Annotated in this window: 17 protein-coding genes and 2 pseudogenes; 8 read left to right on the plus strand and 11 right to left on the minus strand. The window is 70.7% G+C overall.

Features of this window, described 5'->3' with window-relative positions; translation table 11 throughout:
- Position 1 precedes the first annotated feature (1 nt).
- Positions 2-646, minus strand: coding sequence for an SRPBCC family protein (locus tag ACWGI8_RS16470; protein WP_453661497.1), 645 nt, complete (start codon positions 644-646; stop codon positions 2-4).
- Complete coding sequence (locus ACWGI8_RS16475) at positions 643-1,005, minus strand: ArsR/SmtB family transcription factor (protein ID WP_453661499.1); 363 nt, start codon at positions 1,003-1,005, stop codon at positions 643-645. The genes ACWGI8_RS16470 and ACWGI8_RS16475 overlap by 4 nt, the downstream gene beginning before the upstream one ends.
- Before the next feature lie 117 nt (positions 1,006-1,122).
- Here ACWGI8_RS16475 and ACWGI8_RS16480 point away from each other — a divergent pair, with 117 nt between their 5' ends.
- Together ACWGI8_RS16480 and ACWGI8_RS16485 are read left to right on the plus strand one after the other, a co-directional pair.
- Positions 1,123-2,106, plus strand: coding sequence for a glycosyltransferase family 2 protein (locus tag ACWGI8_RS16480; protein ID WP_453661523.1), 984 nt, complete (start codon positions 1,123-1,125; stop codon positions 2,104-2,106).
- Entirely contained in the window at positions 2,103-2,513 is a 411-nt protein-coding gene (locus ACWGI8_RS16485) for a GtrA family protein (RefSeq protein WP_453661501.1), read from the plus strand. Before ACWGI8_RS16480 ends, ACWGI8_RS16485 begins: the two co-directional genes overlap by 4 nt.
- Here ACWGI8_RS16485 and ACWGI8_RS16490 read toward each other — a convergent pair.
- The 5 genes from ACWGI8_RS16490 to ACWGI8_RS16510 all read right to left on the minus strand — a co-directional run bounded on the left by ACWGI8_RS16490 (position 2,488) and on the right by ACWGI8_RS16510 (position 9,066).
- Positions 2,488-4,002, minus strand: coding sequence for a DUF6056 family protein (locus ACWGI8_RS16490; protein ID WP_453661502.1), 1,515 nt, complete (start codon positions 4,000-4,002; stop codon positions 2,488-2,490). The genes ACWGI8_RS16485 and ACWGI8_RS16490 overlap by 26 nt on opposite strands.
- A gap of 171 nt (positions 4,003-4,173) precedes the next feature.
- The gene (locus ACWGI8_RS16495; protein ID WP_453661503.1) at positions 4,174-5,016 is read right to left on the minus strand and encodes a glutamate ABC transporter substrate-binding protein; all 843 of its coding nucleotides are present in this window, start codon (positions 5,014-5,016) and stop codon (positions 4,174-4,176) included.
- 43 nt (positions 5,017-5,059) lie between these two features.
- On the minus strand, positions 5,060-5,842 hold the full coding sequence (locus ACWGI8_RS16500; RefSeq protein WP_453661504.1) for an amino acid ABC transporter ATP-binding protein: 783 nt from the start codon (positions 5,840-5,842) through the stop codon (positions 5,060-5,062).
- 113 nt (positions 5,843-5,955) lie between these two features.
- Positions 5,956-7,677, minus strand: coding sequence for a DNA polymerase/3'-5' exonuclease PolX (polX, locus tag ACWGI8_RS16505; protein ID WP_453661505.1), 1,722 nt, complete (start codon positions 7,675-7,677; stop codon positions 5,956-5,958).
- Between the two features lie 51 nt (positions 7,678-7,728).
- A complete protein-coding gene (locus tag ACWGI8_RS16510) occupies positions 7,729-9,066 on the minus strand; it encodes a hypothetical protein (RefSeq protein ID WP_453661506.1) in 1,338 nt (445 codons plus the stop codon).
- A 270-nt stretch (positions 9,067-9,336) separates the two neighbouring features.
- Here ACWGI8_RS16510 and ACWGI8_RS16515 point away from each other — a divergent pair, with 270 nt between their 5' ends.
- From ACWGI8_RS16515 to ACWGI8_RS16525, 3 genes and pseudogenes are all read left to right on the plus strand, one after another.
- Entirely contained in the window at positions 9,337-9,546 is a 210-nt protein-coding gene (locus ACWGI8_RS16515; RefSeq protein WP_453661508.1) for an MbtH family protein, read from the plus strand.
- A gap of 108 nt (positions 9,547-9,654) precedes the next feature.
- Positions 9,655-11,733 (plus strand): SpoIIE family protein phosphatase, encoded by a 2,079-nt coding sequence (locus ACWGI8_RS16520; RefSeq protein ID WP_453661510.1) that lies wholly within the window; start codon positions 9,655-9,657, stop codon positions 11,731-11,733.
- A gap of 195 nt (positions 11,734-11,928) precedes the next feature.
- Positions 11,929-14,415 (plus strand): annotated as a pseudogene (locus ACWGI8_RS16525) (SpoIIE family protein phosphatase); the annotation flags it as partial.
- Between the two features lie 3 nt (positions 14,416-14,418).
- On the opposite strand, the gene ACWGI8_RS16530 reads toward ACWGI8_RS16525, so the two are convergent.
- Complete coding sequence (locus tag ACWGI8_RS16530; RefSeq protein WP_453661512.1) at positions 14,419-15,402, minus strand: LysR family transcriptional regulator; 984 nt, start codon at positions 15,400-15,402, stop codon at positions 14,419-14,421.
- Between the two features lie 73 nt (positions 15,403-15,475).
- Here ACWGI8_RS16530 and ACWGI8_RS16535 point away from each other — a divergent pair, with 73 nt between their 5' ends.
- The 3 genes and pseudogenes from ACWGI8_RS16535 to ACWGI8_RS16545 form a co-directional block, all read left to right on the plus strand.
- On the plus strand, positions 15,476-16,744 hold the full coding sequence (locus ACWGI8_RS16535; protein ID WP_453661513.1) for an aminotransferase class I/II-fold pyridoxal phosphate-dependent enzyme: 1,269 nt from the start codon (positions 15,476-15,478) through the stop codon (positions 16,742-16,744).
- A gap of 59 nt (positions 16,745-16,803) precedes the next feature.
- The gene (locus ACWGI8_RS16540; protein WP_453661515.1) at positions 16,804-16,995 is read left to right on the plus strand and encodes an Orn/Lys/Arg family decarboxylase; all 192 of its coding nucleotides are present in this window, start codon (positions 16,804-16,806) and stop codon (positions 16,993-16,995) included.
- A gap of 91 nt (positions 16,996-17,086) precedes the next feature.
- Positions 17,087-17,212 (plus strand): annotated as a pseudogene (locus ACWGI8_RS16545) (ABC transporter substrate-binding protein); the annotation flags it as partial.
- Positions 17,213-17,229: 17 nt separating this feature from the next.
- Here ACWGI8_RS16545 and ACWGI8_RS16550 read toward each other — a convergent pair.
- The 3 genes from ACWGI8_RS16550 to ACWGI8_RS16560 all read right to left on the minus strand — a co-directional run.
- Positions 17,230-19,884 carry a SpoIIE family protein phosphatase gene (locus ACWGI8_RS16550; protein ID WP_453661517.1) on the minus strand — a complete coding sequence of 885 codons (2,655 nt, stop codon included), beginning with the start codon at positions 19,882-19,884 and terminating at the stop codon, positions 17,230-17,232.
- Between the two features lie 157 nt (positions 19,885-20,041).
- On the minus strand, positions 20,042-21,022 hold the full coding sequence (locus tag ACWGI8_RS16555) for a universal stress protein (protein ID WP_453661519.1): 981 nt from the start codon (positions 21,020-21,022) through the stop codon (positions 20,042-20,044).
- A gap of 136 nt (positions 21,023-21,158) precedes the next feature.
- A partial coding sequence (locus ACWGI8_RS16560) for a glycoside hydrolase family 38 C-terminal domain-containing protein (RefSeq protein ID WP_453661521.1) occupies positions 21,159-22,105 on the minus strand: 947 nt, incomplete at its 5' end.

A 22,105-nucleotide genomic window follows, 5' to 3' on the forward strand; every position in this document is an offset into this window, starting at 1 on the left:
CTCACTGCTCCGGCTCGGGCGGTGCGTAGAACGCCGTCGTGGCACCCACGGCGGCCGCGACCGCGTCGGCCGACGCGCCGGACGCCCGGTACGCCGCGCCCCAGGCCGCGCTGCTGCGGGTCATGAACTCCCGGGCCTCGTCGGTCATCTGCCAGGCCTCGGCGCCGGCGGGGCCGATCTCGCGGCCCTTCAGATACAGACCGAGACCGAGCACCGTCAGATCCCAGCCGACTCCGACCGCGCCGGGGCCGAACCGGTCCCAGAACTCCGGCGGGACGACCGCGACATGCTCCAGCTCGAAGACGGTCCGCTCGGCGCCCTCCGCGGTCAGCCGCACCTCCACCTCGCTGAATCCGGGGTGCTCCCCCATCACCCAGCTCACCCTGAGCAGTTGGGGCGGCTCGCAGCGCAGGATCTCACCGCCCGCGTTGCCCTCCAGCTGGTAGTGGCCGCCCGGCTTCAGGTCGCCCCGTACCGGCAGGAACCAGCGGCTGATCCGCTCGGGATCGGTGCACGCGTCCCATACGTCCTCGACCGCGGCGTCGTAGGTACGCCGCAGCAGCACCGTACGGGCTTCGCCCTCGGCCAGGGGCCGGCTGCCGACCTCGCGGTGGATGTCGTTGATCTGGTCGACGATGTCGCTCATTGCTGATCTTCCTTGTCGTTCGTGCGGCCGTGTCTCCGGCGCTCGCGCCTGCCTCGCGCGAGCTCGGTCCCGAGCGCGTCCAGCCGCTGCTCCCAGAAGCCGCGGAACCTGTCGAGCCATGCGTCGACCTCGCGCAGCGGCGCGGAGTCGACGGCGTACAGCCGCCTGGTGCCCTCGGCCCGTACCGAAGCGAATCCGGTCTCGCGCAGTACCCGCAGGTGCTGGGACACCGCCGGCTGCGAGATTCCGAACTCGGCACGGATCACGGAGCTGACCGCGCCCGATGTCTGCTCGCCGTCGGCCAGCAGCTCCAATATCCGGCGTCGCACCGGATCCCCCAGTACATCGAATGCGTGCACGCATCCGACTATGCCAGGAGCTGCTTATATAAGTCAAAGCTTATTCTTTGCCTCCACTCGTGCGGAGTAGGTGCAGCGGCCCCCGGCCGGTCCGCGCGTTCCACTGGAGAGATGCCAGTGATCCAGATTTCGGTCGTCGTACCGTGCTTCGACGAGAGCGAGGTGATCGGCGCCTTCCACGCCGCCCTGACCAGCGCGCTGGAGCTGACCGGGGAGCGGTTCGAGATCTGTTACGTCGACGACGGCAGCGGCGACGGCACCGTCGAGCGGCTGAGGGAGCTGGCGGCGGACTCTCCGCGGGTGCGCTACACCTCCTTCAGCCGGAACTTCGGCAAGGAGGCCGCCCTGCTGGCCGGGATGCGGATGTCCCGGGGGGCCGTGGTCGTCCTCATGGACGCCGACCTGCAGCATCCCCCGGAGCTGGTCCACCGCATGTTGGAGCTGCACCGGCACGGCTACGACCAGGTGGTCGCCCGGCGCGACCGAACGGGCGAAGGCGCCGTGCGCACCGCGCTCAGCCGGGCCTACTACCGGCTCGTACGTCACTTCATGGACGTCGAGATCGTCGACGGGGCCGGTGATTTCCGGCTGCTGTCACGCCGCGCGGTGAACTCCGTCCTGTCGCTGCCGGAGACCAACCGCTTCTCCAAGGGGCTCTTCTCGTGGATCGGTTTCGACACCGTCAGTTTCACGTACCGGAACGTCCGGCGGGCCGCCGGGCGGTCCAAGTGGGGCGGCCGACGGCTGATCAACTACGGCATCGACGGACTGCTCTCCTTCAACAGCCGTCCACTGCGCCTGGCGATCCACACCGGTCTCTGGCTCTTTCTGTCCGCTCTCGTCTACGCGCTGTGGATCGTGGCGAACGCCGTACTGAACGGTGTCGACACGCCGGGATACGCGACCCTCATCACCGCCGTCGTCGCGCTGAGCGGAATCCAGCTGGCCACGCTCGGCGTCATCGGGGAGTACGTGGGGCGGATCTACCACGAGTCGAAGCGGCGGCCGCCCTATGTCGTGCGGGAGACGGACGAGTCCGCACCGCTGCGCCCCGACGGCCTCCCGGCAAAGGCTGCCGGACGGGCCGGGCCGCACGCATGAACGCCGTCGGCATCCGCCAGTTCCTCGTCTTCGCCGTGATCGGCCTCGCCAACACGGCCGTGTACTTCGCGGTGTACGCCGCGCTGAACGTCTGGCTGCCCTATCTGGCCGCCCACGCGCTGGCGTACGCCGTGAGCGTCACGGGATCGTTCCTGCTCAACTCGTACGTCACACTCCGCACGCGACCGACGTGGCGTGCGTTCCTCCGGTATCCGGTCTCGGGCGTGGCCAATCTCGTGGGCAGCGGCCTACTGCTCCATCTCGCGGTGAGCAGGCTCGGCATGGACGAGCATCTCGCCGCCCTCGTCGCCGGCGCTCTGGTCACACCGCTGTCGTTCCTGCTCGCGCGGTGGGCGATCACCTCCGGCGCGAAGGAGCCGGTCACGGAAGCCGTGTCGAGTGAGTGACCCGGTCCAGGTGGTAGTAGTCGGCGACGCACCGGGCCGGCCAGAGGTTGCGCCCGTGGTTGCCGAAGGGTTCCAGCATCCCGCTGACCGGCAGACGGGTGTACGGGAGGACCTTCGCGCCGTTCGCCGCCCCGGCACGCAGCCACTGGTCCTGCCGGTCCCACAGCCCGGCCCGTACGCGCATGTCCTCACCCAGATGGTGCAGCGGTCCGGCCAGTCCCACGACGGCCGTGGCGTACAGCGCCGCGGCCGCGGCCGTCACCACGGCCGTCCACCGCCGGGGCAGCCGGGTACGCAGCGCCCGTCCCAGGAAGGCGCCGACGGCCACGAGGACCAGGACGTACAGCAGGAGGTAGTCGTTCCAGGTCCGTTCCGCGGACACCACCCGGGCGCCGAAGACGGGGTGGGTGACGACGGTGCAGAGGTAGCCGGAGAGCAGGAAGGCCAGCACGCCGAAGGTGGTCATCAGCAGTGGCCTGCACGGCCGCAGGGCCGCAGGGCCGGTCCCTGTGCGGGCCCGGGCGAGCAGGCCCAGCAGCACGCCCGCGGCGACGGCGCCCCCGTACTGCCAGGTCGTGAGGACCGTTTCCAGGATCCGCGCGAAGCCGCGCGCCGAGGCGGCCAGGGATTCGGGGGCGAGCATGCCGGCGCTCCCGGCGCCGTACCGCTCGCGCCGGTTGCGCGATCCGGGCGACGTCAGCAGCACGGCCGTCCCGATGGCCACCCCGGCCATGCCGAGCAGGGCCGAAGCGCGGACGTGGACCCGTACGCGCTCGGTGAAGAGCCGGCGGCTGAGCAGCAGGAGACCGCAGAGCACCACCAGGGCGACGAGCGATGTCTCCTCGGACAGCGTGCCCAGGAAGATCCCCGCCGCCAGGACGACGGCGAGAGCGGCGATACGGCCCCGGCGCCCGCGGGCGGCGAGCGGCGGGAGGGCCGCGGCGACGGCGAGCACGGGAGCCAGGGTGTGCGAGACGGAGGCGGCGGGCCAGTAGAACGTCTTGTACGTGTTGGGCGTGGCGAACAGGAACACCGCCGTGACCATGGCCGCCACGAGCAGCGGGACTCCGCGGGGTACCGCCCGGCCGGCTCCGCGCAGCAGCCGGACGGTCAGGGCCCACAGCAGGACCAGCACGAGCAACCCGCTGATCAGCGCGAACCATTGATGACCGGCGACCGGGAACTGTGCGTAGAGCGCGACGAGCAGGCCGTTGCCGATCCGGCCGTTGTCGGTGGCGTAGAACTTCCCGATCAGCCCCGCGACACCGTGATCGCGCACGTGGGGCAGGAAGCACCACTCGTCCGCGCTGGGCCGGACGTGGCGGCCCAGCCGGCAGGCGACGGCGAGCAGCCCGAGGGGAAGCGAGGTGAGACCCACGACCCATGCGGTCGTGAGTGAGCGGCCGCCGGGGCCCTTCGGCCGGCCCGGACGGCCACGCGGTTCCTCCGGTTCCCGCGGGACGCTCACACGTGATGCGCCGACAGCCATGCTCGCCACTAGATGCGCCGTTCACGGCACCGGCAACCGGCGGCGATCAGGTGGAGCAACAGGCAACCGGCGGCGATCGGGTGGAGTGGCACGGGCCACGGCGGGAGCAGTGGCGGCGGGCGGGCCTCCTGCGGTGTGGCCGTGCCGCTTCCGTGCTCCGCGCACCGGGCCTCAGCCGACGACGACCCCGATCTTCGGGGCGGGTTCGCTCCGGTAGCCGGCCGGACCGAAGTTCTTGTCGACGTACTCCTTCCAGGTGCCGTCCGCGACCATCTTCTCCAGGGCTGCGTTGATCTTCGCCTTGAGCTCGCTGCCCTTCTGGACGCCGATGCCGTAGTTCTCATTGCTCAGCTTGAAGCCGCCCAGCTTGAACTTGCCCTTGAACTGGTCCTGCGCGGCGTACCCGGCGAGGATCGAGTCATCGGTGGTCATGGCGTCGATGACGTTGTTCTCCAGCCCTGTCAGGCACTCGGAGTAGCCGCCGTACTCCTGCAGCTGCGCCTGCGGCGCGAGCTTCGTCTTGACGTTCTGCGCCGAGGTGGAGCCGGTGACCGAGCAGAGCTTCTTGTTGTTCAGGTCCGCCGGCTTGGTGATGGAGTTGTCGTTCGCGCGAACCAGGACGTCCTGGTGCGCCAGGAGGTACGGACCGGCGAAGTCGACCTTCTTGCGGCGCTCGTCGTTGATCGAGTAGGAGGCTGCGATGAAGTCCACATCGCCGCGCTGGAGCAGCGTCTCGCGGTCGGCGCTCTTGGCTTCCTTCCACACGATGTCGCTCGGCTTGTAGCCGAGCTGCTTGGCCACGTAGGTCGCCACATCGACGTCGAAGCCGGTGTATTTGCCGTCCGGGGTCTTCAGGCCGATGCCCGGCTGGTCGAACTTGATGCCGACGGTGATCTTGTGGTTCCCGCTCTCCGTGCTGCCGGCGCCTCCACCGCCGCCGGATCCGCAGGCTGCGGTGGCGAGGGAGAGCGCGAGCGCCGCGGCGGTCGCGGCGGAGACCTTGCGAATCTTCATGGTGATCATCCCTCGGGATTGCCGGGTGGTGCCGGGGCCGGGCTCAGTGGTGAAGGATCTTGGAGAGAAAGTCCTTGGCGCGTTCGGTGCGGGGGTTGCTGAAGAACTCGTCGGGGGTCGTCTCCTCCACGATCCTGCCGTCGGCCATGAACACCACACGGTTGGCGGCCGAACGGGCGAACCCCATCTCATGGGTGACGACGACCATGGTCATTCCGTCGCGGGCGAGCTGCCGCATGACCTCCAGCACCTCGTTGATCATCTCGGGGTCGAGCGCGGACGTGGGCTCGTCGAACAGCATGATCTTCGGGTCCATGGCCAGCGCTCTGGCGATGGCCACGCGCTGCTGCTGGCCGCCGGAGAGCTGCGCCGGGTACTTGTCGGCCTGCGAGCCGACGCCCACCCGGTCGAGGAGCGCGCGCGCCCGCTCCTCGGCGGCCTTCTTGTCCTTCTTGCGGACCTTCAGCTGGCCCAGCATGACGTTGTCCAGCACCGTCTTGTGTGCGAAGAGGTTGAAGGACTGGAAGACCATGCCGACGTCGGCGCGCAGCCGGGCCAGCTCCTTGCCCTCGGCGGGCAGCGGTCTGCCGTCGATGGCGATCTCGCCCGAGTCGATCGTCTCCAGCCGGTTGATGGCGCGGCACAGTGTCGACTTCCCGCCCCCGGACGGCCCGATGACGACGACCACCTCGCCACGGTGGATGGTCAGGTTGATGTCCTGGAGCACATGCAGGGCGCCGAAGTGCTTGTTGACGTCACTGAGCACGACCAGGGCACCGCCCGTGCCCGGCCCGAGATGTTCCTTGCTCACTGCCGCTCCGCTCATCGGCTTCATCGTCCGTCCGCATCGAGCGGGTCGCACGCCGGAGGCCGGGCGGGGACCCGGTACGGGACCGGTGGCGGCAGCCGTGCTGAGCCGCGTCGGGCGTTCGGGCGCGGTCAGCTCTTCGGACGGATGAAGCGCTTCAGTTTCGTCAGCGTCCAGGTGTTGATGATGTCCTCCTTGGCCAGCCAGCCGCGCTGGGCCGTGGCGACCCCATAGCGCATGTACGGCAGATGCGTGGTGGAGTGCGCGTCCGAGTTCACCGCGAACTTCACGCCGTACCGCTTGGCGCGCAGGATGTCCTCGTCGCCGAGGTCGAGCCGCTCCGGGTGTGCGTTGATCTCCAGGGCGGTACCGGTTCTGGCGCAGGCCTCGAAGACGGCGTCGAAGTCGGCGTCGATGCCGGGGCGTGTGCCGATCTTGCGGGTGGTGGGGTGGCCGATGACGGCGACGTAGGGGTTCTCGCAGGCGCGGACGAGGCGGCGGGTGAGCGCCCGTCGGCTCTGGTTGAAGTGGGAGTGGATCGAGGCCACGCAGATGTCGAAGTCCGCGAGGAACTCGTCAGGCCAGTCCACATCGCCTTCGGGACCGATGTTGAGCTCCGTGCCGTGCAGCAGCCGCATCCCCCGGTGCTTGCCGTCGAGTTCGCGGACCCGTTCGCGCTGCGCCAGCATCTTCTCCTTGGTCATGCGCTGCATGGCGAGATCGGGGGCGTGGTCGGTGACCGCATAGTAGGAGTATCCGCGCGCGGCGGCCGCGGCGAGCATGTCATCGAGCGGGGCGAGACCGTCGGTGAGGTCGGTGTGGGTGTGCAGATCACCGCGGATGTCGTCCTCGGTCACCAGCTCCGGGAGCTCGTCGCGCAGCCCGGCCGCGATCTCGCCGCGGTCCTCACGGAGCGTCGGCGGGATCCATGGCAGGCCGAGACGGCCGTAGATCTCCTCCTCGGTCTCGGAGGTGATCTTCTTGCCGCTCTTGGCGTCGAAGAGCCCGTACTCGGACAGTTTGAGTTTGTGCCGGACCGCGATCTCGCGGGTGCGGATGTTGTGCGCCTTGGCGCCGGTGAAGTACTGCAGTCCCGCGCCCCAGGAGTCGGGAGGCAGCACCCGCAGATCGACCTGGAGGCCCTTGGTGGTGCGGATGGACGTCTTCTTCTCACCGTGCGCGATGACCTCGGCGGTGTACGGGAGCGCCCCGAGGGCTTCCATGAAGGGCGCCGACGCATCGGCCGCGACCAGGATGTCGATGTCCCCGATGGTCTCCCGCATCCGGCGCAGCGAACCGGCGTAGGTGCATCCTTCGCAGCCCTTGATCTGCGACAGCTCGGCGACGATCTGCTCGGCCGAGTCCATCGCGGCGTTGAGGAGGATGCGGCTGCCGGCCTTCTGCATGAGGGCGATGCCGTGGAGGAGGTTCTCCTCCGTCTTCTCGCCGAATCCCTTCAGATCGCGCAGACGCTCCTCGTGGATCGCGTCGAGGAGCTGGTCCACCGAGGAGATCTCCAGCTCCGCGTAGAGCGTCATGGCCTTCTTCGGCCCGAGCATGGGGATGGCCATCAGCTCGCGGACACCGGCCGGGATGGACTGCCGTCGCTCCTCCACGGCGGAGATGTGCCCGGACGTCAGATACTCCACGACCTTGTCGGCGATCGACTTGCCGACGTTGGGGATCTCCCGCAGCCCCTTGGCGTCCAGCTTGGACACATCGGCGTGGTACCCGCCGATGGCCCTTGCGGCCTTCTCGTAGGAGCGTGCCCTGAAGGCGTCGCCTCCGGTGATGGAGATGAGGTCGGCGTACTCCTGGAGGAGCGCCTCGATCTCTTCGTTGGCCCTGGCCATGCGTCCAGCCTCACACGGCCCGCGGCCGTACGCCCTGCCGGTGTACGGCCCTCACGAAGCGCCCGGAGGGCCGCGCCACGCGGGGTCCCAGCGCCCCTTTGCCGGGGTGGAGGCGTCGCCCTCCGACGCCAGGAACTCCACCACCGCGAGGGCGAACAGCAGCGCGAGCGCGAGTCCGACGACGACCCACGCGGTCGGGTACGACCACAGGATGTAGGCCAGCACGGCGGCCCCGACCAGCACCCAGGTGATCCAGGTCCGGTAGCGGCGAACCCAGGGACCGACGGGCCCGGTGCGCAGGCCCGCGTGGTCCGCGGTGGTGCGTGTCGCCGTGATGCCGGAGGTCCACAACTGCTGTACGAGGCCGGCGTACCGGCCGGGTCCGGTGAGCCAGGCGGCGAGGGCGACCACCACGCCGAGAACCACGACGTTGCGGACCGCCGTACGCAGGTAGCGGACCAGGATGTCGTACACGGATTCGGCGGCGGGCTGCGAGACGCCCTGGGGCAGGGCATCGAGATAGATCAGCCGGAAGACCGTCAGCCCGATGCCGAGCAGCAGCGTCGCGAACGCGACACCGAGGGCGGCGGCGACGAGGACCTTGCGGCGGTGTGCCGAGAGCAGGATGCCCGCGGCGATGAACACGATGCCGACGATGGGCAGCCAGGTCGCCGCGAGTTCGAGAAGGCGGAAGGCGGTCTTGACCTTGCCGACGCTCTCGGACTGGAAGACCGTGAAGTTGGTATGGATCTCGGGGATCTTCGCGGCGACGGTGAGTCCTTCGTCGACGAGCCGTTGCTTGACCTGGTCGATCACGGGGGCCAGGTCGATCTGGACCGCGTTGTCGGTGAGTTCGATCGCGCCGCCGCCGCTTCCGGTGAGCGCCTTGTCGACCGCGGCGTGGATCCTGCGGTTCGCGTCGGTCCAGATGGTCTTGAACGCGTTGGACGCCACGATGTCCTGCGCCCGGTCCTGCACGAAGCTGCGGACGGCGTTCTCCAGGGCCCCGCCGAGCGTGCCGAGCAGTTGCTCCAGCCTGGGGCGGTCGGCCGGGGCCACTTCCTCCAGCAGCTTCGGCAGGTCGATGTGCTGCATCACGACGTCGGTTACGCGGCCCGCGACCGCGGACTGGACGTCCGGGTCGGAGGCGAGCGGTGCGACGGTGGCGACGTACCGGTCGGTGTCGCCGACCTGGCTCGCGGTCCACCGGGCGGCCACACTCAGCGGCGCCAGCACGCAGCCGATGACGATCAGCAGCGCGGCGAGGAACGAGCGCAACCGGTGCCGGGGCGGCCGAGGCGCCTTCTGGGCGGCCTCCAGTGCCGCGATACGGGCATGCAGCCGCTCCAGCTCACTCCCTTCGGAGCCCGCGCTCGCGTTGTCCGGCATGCCATTCTCCTCCGCTGTCCGACGGGCCTCCGCCGTCCGACGGGCCGGACAACAGCAGACCCCGGGGAGGGAGTGCGCGCGAACGGAGCTGAGCCGCTCAGGTGAGTGATACGCCCGTACGCGTCGTACCGGGTGCACCCGCGGCGTCCGGCGGTGTCGAACTCAGTCACGCGGCGCTGAACGCCGACGGGCCGCCCACCGCTTCGCGGGCCCGTTCATACTGATCCACACGCCCCACGTCCGCACATCCGTACGGAGGAGAATCCGCGCATGAGCAACCCGTTCGAGAATGCCGATGGTGTGTACTCGGTACTGGTCAACGACGAGGACCAGCACAGCCTGTGGCCCGACTTCGCCGAGGTCCCGGCCGGGTGGACGGTGGTGCACGGCCCCGGCACCCGACAGTCCTGCCTGGACTACATCGAGACGCACTGGACCGACATGCGGCCGAAGAGCCTCCAGGAGTCCATGGGGACCTGATTCCCACTTGACGTGCCGCGGTCATGACATGGGGGCGAACCGACTTGCCGGTCCGCCCCCATCGGTGATGGTGGAACCGGGGAGTGAAAGGCTCCCGGAGGTGTACCGGTGGACGCAGCGGACAGGGCCCAGGTGGAAGTGGCACTGCTCGACGCCCTTTTCAGCCAGGCACCACAAGGCCTGTGGGTCCTCGACACCGACCTGCGCGTGATCCGGTTCAACCACGCGGCACCCGGCGTCCGCGACGTACCACCGGAGGACGTACTCGGGCACACCATCGACGAGTTCGCGCTGGGAGCCGGCACAGAGGAAATCACCTCCCTGGCCGAGGAGGTCCTGCGGACCGGCCGAGTGGTCCGTGACCGCCTGGTGACGGGCAGCCCGCTCTCGGCCCCGGACCAGGTGATGACGGTCTCGCTCTCCCTGTTCAGACTGCACGACGCGGACGGGGAGACGCTGGGCCTCGCGGCCATCGTCGATGATGTGACCGAGCGCGAGGCCGCCCTCGAGCGGCTGGACGTTCTGCATGAGGCACAGGGCTCCGTCGGCACGTCCCTCGACGCGTTCCGTACGGCGGAGGAGCTCGTGGGCGTTCTCGTACCGCGCCTCGCCGACGCGGCGGCGGTGGACCTCATCGACGAAGCACTGCGCGGGCGGGCCCCCAGGCGCGGCCCGCTCGCCGCGGACACACCGCTGCGCCGGGGGGCGTTCCGGTCCGTGCGCGGCGGTGAAGGCTCACTGTCCAAGGGCGAGCTGAGCACCTTTCCCTTCCCCACCCCGTTCACCCAGGCCCTCAACGACATGAGGCCACGGCTCGTCGCCCGTGTCGATGCGGGCGACGCCTGGATCGGCGCGGACCCGGACCGCTGGAAGCCGCTCCTGTCCGCAGGGGTCCATTCCCTCATCGTGGTGCCGCTGAAGCTGCGGGAGACCCTGCTGGGACTGGCCTCGCTCTACCGTTTCGTACGCAGTGATCCATTCGGCGACGACGACTACGCGCTGGCGACGGAGGTGGTCGCGAAAGCCGCCGTGCACATCGACAACGCGCGCAGCTACGTCCGCGAACGCGACATCGCGACCGTGCTGCAACGCGGTCTCATGCCCGACCGGCCGCCCGCACTGTCGGCCGTCGACACCGCGTACGCCTATCTGCCCGAGGGTGCGGGCGGCGACTGGTACGACGTCATTCCGCTGTCGGGCGCCCGGGTCGCCCTCGCCGTGGGCGATGTCGCCGGACACGGGATCGAGGCCGCCGCGGCCATGGGACAGCTGCGCACCGCGCTCCGTACCCTCGCCCTGCAGGACCTCGAACCCGAAGAAATGCTCGCCCGGCTCGACGAGACCGCCGGCTTCCTCGCCCGCACCCACACGTCCCTGGGACCCGGCGGCGACGCGGCCGAGGAATTCCTCGCCACCTGCCTCTGCGCGGTGTACGACCCCGTGTCCCGCTCCTGCACCGCCGCGCGGGCCGGCCATCAGCCGCTCCTGGTGCTGGGGCCCGACGGCTCCAGGACACCCTTCGACGTGCCGGCCGGCCCTCCGCTCGGCGCCGGCAGCGCGGGATACACGTCCGCCACGACCACCCTGGCGGAGTCCAGCCTGCTCGCCCTGTACACGAACGGCCTGGTCACGGCCCGCGGCCGGGACGCCGACGCCGCCCGGTCGAGGCTCCACGAGATCCTCGCCCAGCCCGACGCAGCGCTGGAGCAGCTGTGCGACACGGCCGTCTACGAGCTGATTCCGGCAAAGCCGGAGGACGATGCCGTAATGCTCCTCGCCCGTACCCGTGCGCTGCGCGCCGACCGCGTCACCGTGTGGACGCTCCCCGCGCGCGAATCGGTCGTCGCCACGGCCCGCCGGCTGGTCGAGCACCAGCTCGCGGCGTGGGATCTCGCCGACGCCGTCTTCACCACCGAGCTCATCGTCAGCGAGCTGGTGACCAACGCCATCCACTACGGCCAAGGACCGATCGAACTGCGGCTCATCCTCGACCGCAACCTCATCTGCGAGGTCTCCGACACCAGCAGCACCTCGCCCCATATGCGCCACGCGGCGCCGACCGACGAAGGGGGCCGCGGACTGTTCATCGTCATGCAGCTCAGCGACCGCTGGGGCACCAGGACCGCAGGGGAAGGCAAGACCATCTGGTCGGAACAGGCGCTCCCGGACGGCACGGCGCTGCCGTGAGCGCCTCCGTACCGAGCGCGCCTCGCCGCGCACCACGACCGGTCATGAGCGCCGTTCGCACGCCCATGGCCGAATCCACAACCCTGCCAGTAGGGTCTTCGCCGACGGGCCACTTCCCCCGCAGGGCTCGTCACCTTCCGTTCCTGACTCGCCCCCACGGTCCGGGGCGCGACAGCATGGAGTGAGAGCGTCGGCGACGGCTGCACCCTCAGGGAGGCGGTACAGGCGGTGAGCAGGCAAAGCTTTGCGTTCTGCGGGGCTGAGCTGGCGGCTGTCTATGTGCTGGCCGAAGGGGGCGAAGAACTCCATCTGGCCGAGCTGACCGGGAACCGCAGCATGGTGTACGGACTGCCGGCGGTACTTTCCGTTTCCGGCCACTTCCCCGCCGCCGAGGCCTTCCGCTCGGGCCGTCCCCTGTGGCTGAGTCCGAGGGAACTCGCGGCCTACGTCGAAAGCGATCCCCACCACTTTCCCGGCCGGGTTCTGCGGGACGGCGGCGGGATGTCGCAGGCCAAGGTCTCACTGGGCGCACTGCCCCTGGGACGGGGCGCCGAGGAGCTGGGCTGTCTGGTCGTCGCCGGTGAGGTCCCGGACGGCTTCAGCGCCGACCGCCGCGATCTGCTGGAGCTCTACGCCGACCAGGTGGCCGCCGGACTCGAATCGGTCGCCGCTCGCGCCGCCGGGCGGGAGACGGCGCCACGGCCGCCTCTGGCCCACACGCTGGTGCCCCTCCTCGGCGGTGCGTTCATCCTGGAGCTGAGCACCGGGCACATGGAGGCGCACGCGCACGTGCTGGAGCTGCTGGGCATCGCTCCCGAGGACTTCGACGGACGGGTGGAGACTCTCCTGGCATGCGCCGTCCCGGAGGACATCCCCGCGCTGATGGCGATCGTGGAGCCGAGCCAGCTGTCCTCCGCCACACAGCAGCTGGCCTTCCGTATCCGCAGGCCCGGCGGCGAGCTGCGCTGGCTGGGGCTGCGATGCCGCGTGCTGGTGGCCACCGACGGCACGCCGGAGCGCGTGCTGGGTGTGGTCGCCGACGCCTCCTATCTGCGCCCGAGCGCCGACGAGGTCTCCGTCGTGCAGCGGCTGTCGGCCAGGCTGGCCGGTGCCGCGACCATCCGGGACGTCAGCCAGACGGTGGTCGCCGCCCTGCGCGACCCGCTGGACGCCAGCCGGGTCCTGGTCGCCGAGCTGGAGGCCGACCGGCTCGTGGTCACCGTCCTGGACCCTCCGGAGCCCAATGCCTGGCCCGAGGTGTGGCGGGCCGCATGGCGGTCCGAATGGCCGGACGCGTCGACCCACGAACTGCCCACCTTGCAGAGCGCGCTGCGGGAGGGCCATGTGAGCCTGTGGCCACCGGGCGCGGACCTGGAGCCCGGTCTGGCGGGCATCGGGCCGGGCGGCCTCGCGGTTCTGCCGCTCCCGGCGGACGGCCGCATGGTCGGTGTGTGTCTGGTGGGATGGGACGAGGAGCACCGGTTCGAGCCGGAGGAGCGGGCGCTGCTGACGGCGACCGCCGGTCTGGTGGGGCATGCCCTGATGCGCGCGCACGCGCTGGACGCCGGGCACGAGCTCGCCACGATGCTCCAGCGAAGCCTGCTGCCCCGCAAGCTCCCGGAGCTGCCCGGCGGGGAGGCCGTCGCCCGCTATCTGCCCGCGACGGTGGGCCTCGAAGTGGGCGGCGACTGGTACGACGTCATCCCGCTCGGCGAGGGTCATGTCGCGCTCGTCATCGGGGACGTGCAGGGGCACAGCGCCGGCGCCGCCACCATCATGGGCCAGATGCGCACGGCCGTCAGGGCGTACGCGGTCGAGGCCCATCCGCCCGATGTGGTGGTGTCCCGCGCCAACCTCCTGCTCGTCGGTATGGAGACCGATCTGTTCGCCACCTGCGTCTACGTCGACCTGGACATGGAGGAGGGCATCGCCAGGTTCGTGCGGGCCGGCCATCTGCCCCCGGTGCTCCGCCACCCGGACGGCAGCACCGAGCAGATGGCGGTCGAGGGCGGGCCTCCCCTGGGAGTCCTCGCGGACGCGGAATTCCCCATGACCGAAGCCGGATTGGTCCCCGGCACCCTGCTCACCCTGCTGACGGACGGCCTGGTCGAGTCGGTGAACCTCCACCTCGACGACGGCATGAGCCGCGTGTGCGATGTGCTCGCCGCGGCCGACCCGGCCGATCCCGGACGCGTGGCCGACGAACTGCTCGTGGGCGTCACCCGGCGCGACGACGACGTGGCATTGCTGCTCCTGCGCTACGACGGCACGCGCGTCAGGCCGATGCGGACCCACTGGACGGTGTGGCGGCTCCCCAACGCCGTGATGCACGCCCGCCGCTTCACCGCCCGCACGCTGCGCTCCTGGGGTGTGGTGGACGAACTCGACGCGGCTCTGCTGGTCGTGTCCGAGCTGGTCACCAACGCCATCGCCCACACGCGGGGAGAGGTGCGCCTGGATCTGACGCTGTCCGCGGACCGGCTGCGGATCTCCGTGAACGACACCTCGCCCCGCAGTCCCGTCAAACCGTCGCAGCTGGACTGGGAGGCGACCGGCGGCCGGGGACTCCTCATCGTCGAGGCGCTGACGACGTCCTGGGGCTCGGTACCGCTCAGCAGCGGCAAGCAGGTGTGGTCGGAGCTGCCCCTGGCGCCGCGCGAACGGCTGTCCGAGGACGCGTGAGCGTCACCTGCTCCGGGCCGTGTCCGCGTCGGCGCCCGCATCGGCCCCCGTGTCCGCGTCGGTGCCGGCGTCGGCGGCGCTCCACCGCTGCTCGATCTGCCTCGCCTGTTCCGTGAGGGCCGCCACCAGCTCCTGGATGCTGCGCGCGGCGGCGCTGCGAAGGACGGCGACGCTGATCTCCCGGGCCAGCGGGGCACCCTTGAGCTGTCGCACGGCGACGTCCTCGCGCGGTGTACCGACGGCGAGCCGGGGGATCAGCGCCACTCCCGCGCCTGCCGCGACGAAGCCCTGGACGACCGCGTAGTCGTCCGTGCGCAGGGCATGCACAGGCTCGAAGGAGTACTGGGCGCACGCCCAGGCCAGGAGGCGGTCGCACGGGTCGCGGGGGTCGGCCGCGCCGATCCAGTCGTCGTACCTGAGATCTTCGAGAGGTACGTGCGTCAGGCCGGCGCACCGGTGGTCCTCGGGCATCACCAGTTGCAGCGGATCGTGCAGCAGCGGATGCAGCTCGAAATCGTCGTCGAGATCGAGGCGGTCCCCCGGCTGGGAGAAGACGAGGGCGGCGTGGAGCTCACGCGCGCGCAACCCCTGCAACAGGGTGGGCAGTTCGCCTTCGGTGAGCGAGATGTGCACCCCGCCCTGCCGGAGGGCCTTCACCGCGGGTGGCAGCAGCAGCGCCCCGGCCGTGGGAAACGTACCGATGTGCAGGGTGTGCGTACCCCGCTCGGCCAGATCCCGGACCTCCCGCTCGGCGAGCCGCAGCCGTTCGAGCACTGCCTCCGCATGCGGCAGCAGTGCCGCGCCGAGCTCGGTCAGTACGGCTCCGCGCGGCCCGCGCTGCACCAGGCGCGCGTCGAAGTGGGCCTCGAGCACCCCGAGGTGGTGGGTGATCGTGGGCTGCGTGTAGTGGAGTGCACGGGCGGCGGCGGCGAGCGAGCCCTCCTGCGCGATCGCCTTCAGGACGTGCAGCTGACGAAGCTCAAGCATATAGACAGTGTATGGAGGGCTGCAGGTAACTCCTGTATTCCTCGATAGCTCGCGGGGTGCGACGCTCACCGGCGTGAACAGCACAACCACCGCACCGGCCCAAGGACGACAGGCGACCGGATCCGGGCAGCACCGCGCTCCGTACGCCGAAGCGCTGCGGGCCCACGCGCGCCGCAGCTGGGTCCGGCTGAATGTTCCCGGGCACTCGGCGGACACGACCGGCTTTGAACCGCTCGCCGCCCTCGTCGGCCCCGAAGCGCTCCGCCTGGACTTTCCGCCGCTCCTCGACGGAATCGATCTCGGCAGCACGGCTCCGCTGCACGAGGCGCTCGCCCTGGCCGCGGAGGCCTGGGGTGCCCGGCGCACCTGGTTCCTCACCAACGGCGCCTCACAGGGCAACCAGATCGCGTCACTCGTGGCACCGGCGCTGGGCCGCACCCTGGTGGTGCAGCGCAGTGTCCACTCCAGCGTCATCGACGGACTCGTGCTGTCGGGGCTGGAAGCCGCGTTCGTACAGCCGTCGGTCGACGCGGACCAGGGCATCGCCCATGGAGTCACTGCCGAGGGCCTGGCCCAGGCCCTCGCCGAGCACCCGGAAGCGGCGGCCGCCTATGTCGTCTCTCCCAGCTATTTCGGTGCGGTCGCCGATGTCCGCGCCCTGGCTGAGACCGCCCATGCCGCGGGCGCTGCGCTGATCGTGGACGAGGCGTGGGGCGCACACTTCGGTTTCCACCCCGCCCTCCCCGGCAACGCGCTCTCCCAGGGCGCCGATCTCGTCACGTCCAGCACGCACAAGCTGGCGGGCAGCCTCACCCAGTCGGCCATGCTCCACCTCGGCCACGGCCCCTTCGCCGACCGGCTGGAGCCGCTCGTGGACCGTGCGTTCCGGCTCGTTCAGTCGACGAGCGCGAGCGCGCTGCTCATGGCATCGCTCGACGTGGCACGGGCGGGCCTCGTGCAGGGCCGCGACGCCGTCGGCGCGTCCGTGGAGGCCGCGGACAAGGTGCGCCGGGTGATCCGCAAGCTCGGACGGTACGCGATCGTCAGCGACACCTTCGGGCTGTTCCCGGACATCGCCGCCGCCGATCCTCTGCGTATCGCCATCGACACCCGAATCGGCGGCATACCGGGTCACGAGGCACGCCGGCTCCTGTCCCGCGATCACCAGATCATGGTGGAGGTCGCGACCGACTCCGCGATCGTCGCCGTGGTGGGGGCGGGAGCCTCTCCCGATACGGACCGGTTCATCGAAGCCCTGCACTGCCTTCCCGCCCCCTGGCCGGCACCGGCGCGGACGAGCGGTCCCGGTTGCGGCTGCCGTCTCCGGGCCCGGCCAGGCTGACGGCCCGCGAGGCGTTTCTCAGCCCGTCGTGCACCTTGCCTGCCGCGGACGCCGTCGGCATGATCTCGGCGGACACCCTGGCGGCCTATCCGCCGGGCATCCCCAACGTGCTGCCGGGCGAGGTGATTACGGCCGAAGTGATCGATTTCCTCCAGCGCACCGCCGCGGCTCCCAGCGGTCATGTCCGTGGCGCACTCGACCCTGCCGTCTCCCGCCTCCGCGTCGTCGCCCCCGGCAGACGCCCCTCGTAGCGAACCGCCCGCCCACCCGCGTCCGAACCCTTGGAGAAACCAAGATCGTCGTGCAGCGCGGCACGGTCTCCGAGGACCTCGCCAAGGCCGACTGCGCGACGCGATCCAGGCCGCGCTGGACGCGATCATCAAGAACGGCGAGTACGGGAAGATCATCGCGAAGTGGGGCGTCGAGGACGGCGCGGTGACCGAGGCCCGGACCAACGGCGGTACGTGACCCGCACCCGTCCGCCCTCACGGAAGTGGCTGTTCCGTCCAGATGACCTTGCCGGCGCCGGAGTACCGGGTGCCCCAGCGCTCGGCGAACTGGGACACCAGGAACAGGCCGCGGCCGCCCTCGTCCGTGGCCGCCGCCCGCCGCAGGTGGGGGGCGGTGCTGCTGCCGTCGGAGACCTCGCAGATCAGGGAACGGTCGCGGATCAGGCGTACCCGGATGGGGCCGGTGGCATGGCGGATGGCGTTCGTGACCAGCTCGCTGAGGATCAGCTCGGTGCTGAACGCCCCGTCCCCCAGCCCCCAGGCATCCAGCGTCCGGGCGACATCGGCCCGTACCCGCCCGACCGCCGACGGGTCGGACGGCACGTCCCAGGAGACCGTGCGGTCCCCGTCCAGCGCGCGCGTACGGGCGACGACGAGCGCGACATCGTCGCGGGGCCGCTCTGGCAGCACGGCGTCGAGCACGGCGCGACAGGTCTCCTCCGGCGCCCGGCCGGTGTGGGCCAGGGCGCGGCGCAGCAGCTCCAGCCCCTCGTCGATGTCACGGTCGCGGTCCTCGAGGAGTCCGTCCGTGTAGAGCACCAGGCTGCTGCCTTCGGCGAGGTGCAGCTCTGTGGTCTCGAAGGGGAGGCCGCCGAGGCCGAGGGGCGGACCGCCGGGCGTGCCGGGGAATTCGACACCGCCGTCGGGGTGCACGATCGCCGGCTCGAGGTGGCCCGCGCGGGCCATGGTGCACGTGCGGGAGTTCGGGTCGTAGATGGCGTACAGGCAGGTCGCCCCGGTGACCGTCGTGACCCCGCCGCCGTTCTCCTCGTCCTGGTCGATACGGCTGACCAGCTCGTCCATGTGCCACAGCAGTTCGTCGGGGGGCAGGTCCAGGGTGGAGAAGTTGTTCACCGCGGTGCGCAGCCGGCCCATGGTGGCAGCCGCGTGGAGCCCGTGGCCGACGACGTCTCCCACGACGAGTGCCACACGGGCGCCGGGCAGGGGGATGACGTCGAACCAGTCACCGCCGACGCCGCCGAGGCCCGGCTGTGCGGGCAGATAGTGGTAGGCGACGTCGAGAGCGTTCTGCTCGGGCAGGGCACGCGGCAGCAGACTGCGCTGCAGGGCGACCGCCATGCCGTGCTCGCGGGTGTAGCGGCGGGCGTTGTCGATGCTCACGGCGGCGCGGGTGACCAGTTCCTCGGCGAGCGACACGTCGTCGTCGTCGAAGGGCTCGGGCTTCTGCGAACGCCAGAAGGTGGCGACGCCCAGGATGACCCCGCGGGCCCGCAGCGGAACGACGATCATCGAATGGATTCCGTACACGACCAGTCTGCGGGCCCGTTCCGGCTCCTGTCCCTGCCAGCCGGTGAACGCGGCCAGGTCGGCCTCCACGGTGGTCGTCCCCGTGTCGTAGGAGACCGCCTGCGGCGTGGCCGGGACGAAGTGGATCAGCCTCCCGCGCGGATAGTGCGGGGCGTCGTCCCGGATGCCCGCGTAGGCGACACGGCGCAGGTCCGGCCCGCCCTCCCCGGGCTCCTCGCCCTGGAGCACGAGGTCCGGCAGGTCGACGGATACGTAGTCGGCGAATCGCGGGACCGCGAAGTCCGCGAGTTCCTGGCAGGTCCGCACCACGTCGAGGGTGGTGCCGATCTTGATCCCGGCGTCGTACACGAGCCTCAGGCGCCCCTGTGCGGTGTCGGCCCTGCCGGTGAGCGTCCGCAGTTCGGTGGTGTCCCGCAGGGTGGCGACCGTGCCGGGCGGCCCGCCGCCCTCGGTCGTCGACCGCTGACTCACGGCCACCAGTTGGCCCTCGATCACATGCACCTCGTCGGTGACCGGGCGTCCGGAATTCAGCAGGCGGGACATGTCCGGGTCGATGCCGAGTTCGAGTACGGGCTGTCCCTCCGGGTTCGGAGGGAGTTCGAGCAGCCGTCGTGCCTCGTCATTGGCCAGCACCAGTTTCTGGTCCCCGTCGACGATCAGCACCCCCTCCCGCACGGCGTGCAGGACGGCGTCGTGGTGCTCGTACATCCGGGTCATCCCGACGGGCCCCAGCCCGTGGGTCTGGTGCCGCAGCCGCTTGCTGATCAGCGCGGACCCGGCAGTGGCGACCAGCAGGGCGACCGCGGCGGTGCCGAACAGCAGCGGCAGATGCTGTTCGGTCAAGCCGCTCACCTGCTCGATCGTGATCCCGGCGGCGACGAGGCCGATCACCCGCCCTTTGGCGTCGGTGACGGGGACCACGGCACGTATGGACGGACCGAGGGTGCCCGTGACGGTCTCCGTGACGATCCCGCCCTTCGCCGCCGGGTCGATGGTGCCGATGTACTTCTTCCCGATCTGGTCGGGGTTGGGGTGGGTGTAGCGGATGCCCTGCGGCGTCATGACGACGATGAAGTCCACACCGGACAGCTCCCTGGCCCGTTCCGCCCGGGGCTGCAGCGCCGCGCTCGGGTCGGGGCCCTCCAGGGCCTGCTCGACACCCGGCGCGTGCGCGAAGGTCTCGGCCACGGCGACCGACCGGTTGCGGGCCTCCCGCTCGCTGTCGTTCCGGGACTGGAACAGCAGCGTCACGACCGCCGCGATGACGAGCAGCACCGCGACCGCCACCTGCAGGACGAACACCTGGCTGGCGACGGCCCGCGCACTCACCAGCGAGCGCAAGCGGCCGATGACTCCCGCCATGCTCCCATCTAACACCGCCCGCATACGGTGGGCGAACGTTTGCGGGCAGTAGCAGTGGCGCACCCGTCCGCGCCGCTGCGGATCACGCGCCGTACCTGTGCCGGTCCCAGGGTGGTGAGCCGGCTGGGCGGCGCCGGTCAGTGCTGGTCGGCGACGGTCAGTGAGTGGCCCTGTGGACCACTGCCACCGGGCACGCGGCCGTGTGCAGTACTTCGGAACTCACCGATCCCAGCAGCAGCCTACGCAGTCCGGAACGCCCGTGGGAGCCGACGACCAGGAGAACCGCGTTCTGCGACGCGTCCGCCAGCAGGGTCGCCGGGCGAAGGCGCTCGACGCGCACGTCGACCGGTACTTCCGGATACCGCTCACGACGGCTGTCCGCGACTTCCCGCAGGGACGTCCGCAGCGCCTCGTCGCGGATCTCGAAGTCCGGCTCGACCATGCCGGGGCCGGACGGCGCCTCCCCCAGATGGAAGCTCCCGTGCACCAGCTCCAGGCGCGCCCCGCGCAGGGCCGCCTCGGCATACGCCACGTCCAGGGCCTCCTCGGCGGGGTCGGAGACGTCCACGCCGGTCACGACCCGGTTCTCCGCCGCCACGGAGACCTCGCCGGAGCGGACGACGAACACCGGGCATACGGAGTGTGTGGCCACCTGCCAGCTCACCGAGCCCAGCGCCAGCCGGGCGAAGCCCCCGCTGCCCCGGTGGCCCACCACCACCCAGGGGACCTCGGAGGACCGCTCCAGGAGCACCGCGGCCGGCCTGCCGTCGACCGACTCCGAGGTGACCCGCAGGCGGGGGAACTCCGACTCGATCAGCGCCACGAGCGGAGTCAGGATCTCTGTTCCCGGCCCGTCCGGAGCGAGCTGCTCTCCCGGCTTCTCCTGTGCGGCGGCCGGGGCCCGGTGCTCGACGACGTGCAGGATGTGCAGCGGCCTGCCGTGCAGGGATGCCTGCTGGGCGGCATAACGTACGACGGACTCCTGGCCGCTCCCCTGGTCGACACCCACCAGTACCGGTCGTTCTGATGTCTCGGCGGCGTCCGGCATGAGCGCTCCCTGGTCGAGGCTGACGTCTGCGGGCGCGTCAGCTACTGCGGTATCCGGATTGTGCCGCTCCAGCCGGGACAATCCGGCCATCCCGGCCGAGGGAGGTCATGGCGTTTCTTCGCGCGCTGTCATGGCGATTCTTCGCGTGCTACTGCGGAAAGTCCACGGCCGCCACCGAGAGGGAGGGGCCCACGCCGCAGCGGCCCCTCTCCCCCGGAGGACTCCGTCAGGCCCGCCGCAGCCTCAGTGTCACCAGCTCGAACGGACGCAGCGACAGGAACACCGTGTCGTCCGCCCGCTGTGGCTTCCCCGCCTCCGCCGTCGGCCGCTCCAGCAGGTCCGTGGCTGTGACGTCCGCGAGCCGGAAGCCCGTCGTCAGAGTCGCCCGGGCCCGGCCGCCCCGGGACTCGTGGAAGCGGACGACGACATCGCCGCTGCCGTCGTCCGCGAGCTTGACGGCGGTGACCACGACCGCGTCGTCGTCCACCGTGACGAGCGGGGCCACGGCGTCGCCCGCACCGGTCACCCGGCGCTCCGGCAGATTGACGCGATAGCCCTCGCGCACCGCGTCACCGATCGACGCACCCGGCACCAGCGCATGGCGGAAGCGGTGCACGCCCTGGTCGGTCTCGGGGTCGGGGAAGCGCGGGGCGCGCAGCAGCGAGACCCGGAGCGTGGTCGTCGTGCCGGAGTCGGAGGTCCGGACGGTACGGGTCACGTCATGCCCGTACGTGGAGTCGTTGACGAGCGCGACGCCCCAGCCCTGCTCCTCGATGTGTACGAATCGGTGGTTGCAGGCCTCGAACTTCGCCGCCTCCCAGCTGGTGTTGGTGTGGGTCGCCCGGTGGAAGTGGCCGAACTGGGTCTCGGACGCGTACCGGTCGGCGTGCACGTCCAGCGGGAACGCCATCTTCAGGAACTTCTCGGTCTCGTGCCAGTCGACCTCCGTGTCGATGTCGAGCCGCTTGGCGCCGGGCGCGAGCGACAGCACCTGCGTGAGCTTCGAGGCGCCGAAGGTGCGCACGACCCGCACCGCGGCAGCGCCCGAGTCCCCGGCCGGCGGGACCGGCTCGACCCCGTCCGCGTCCACCAGGTCGGTCACCGTGTTCCGGTAGAACTCGTCGACGTCCCACGCGTCCCACATGTTCGGGAAGTCGGGGTGGATCTGCAGCA

Source organism: Streptomyces sp. NPDC054841, assembly GCF_053611045.1.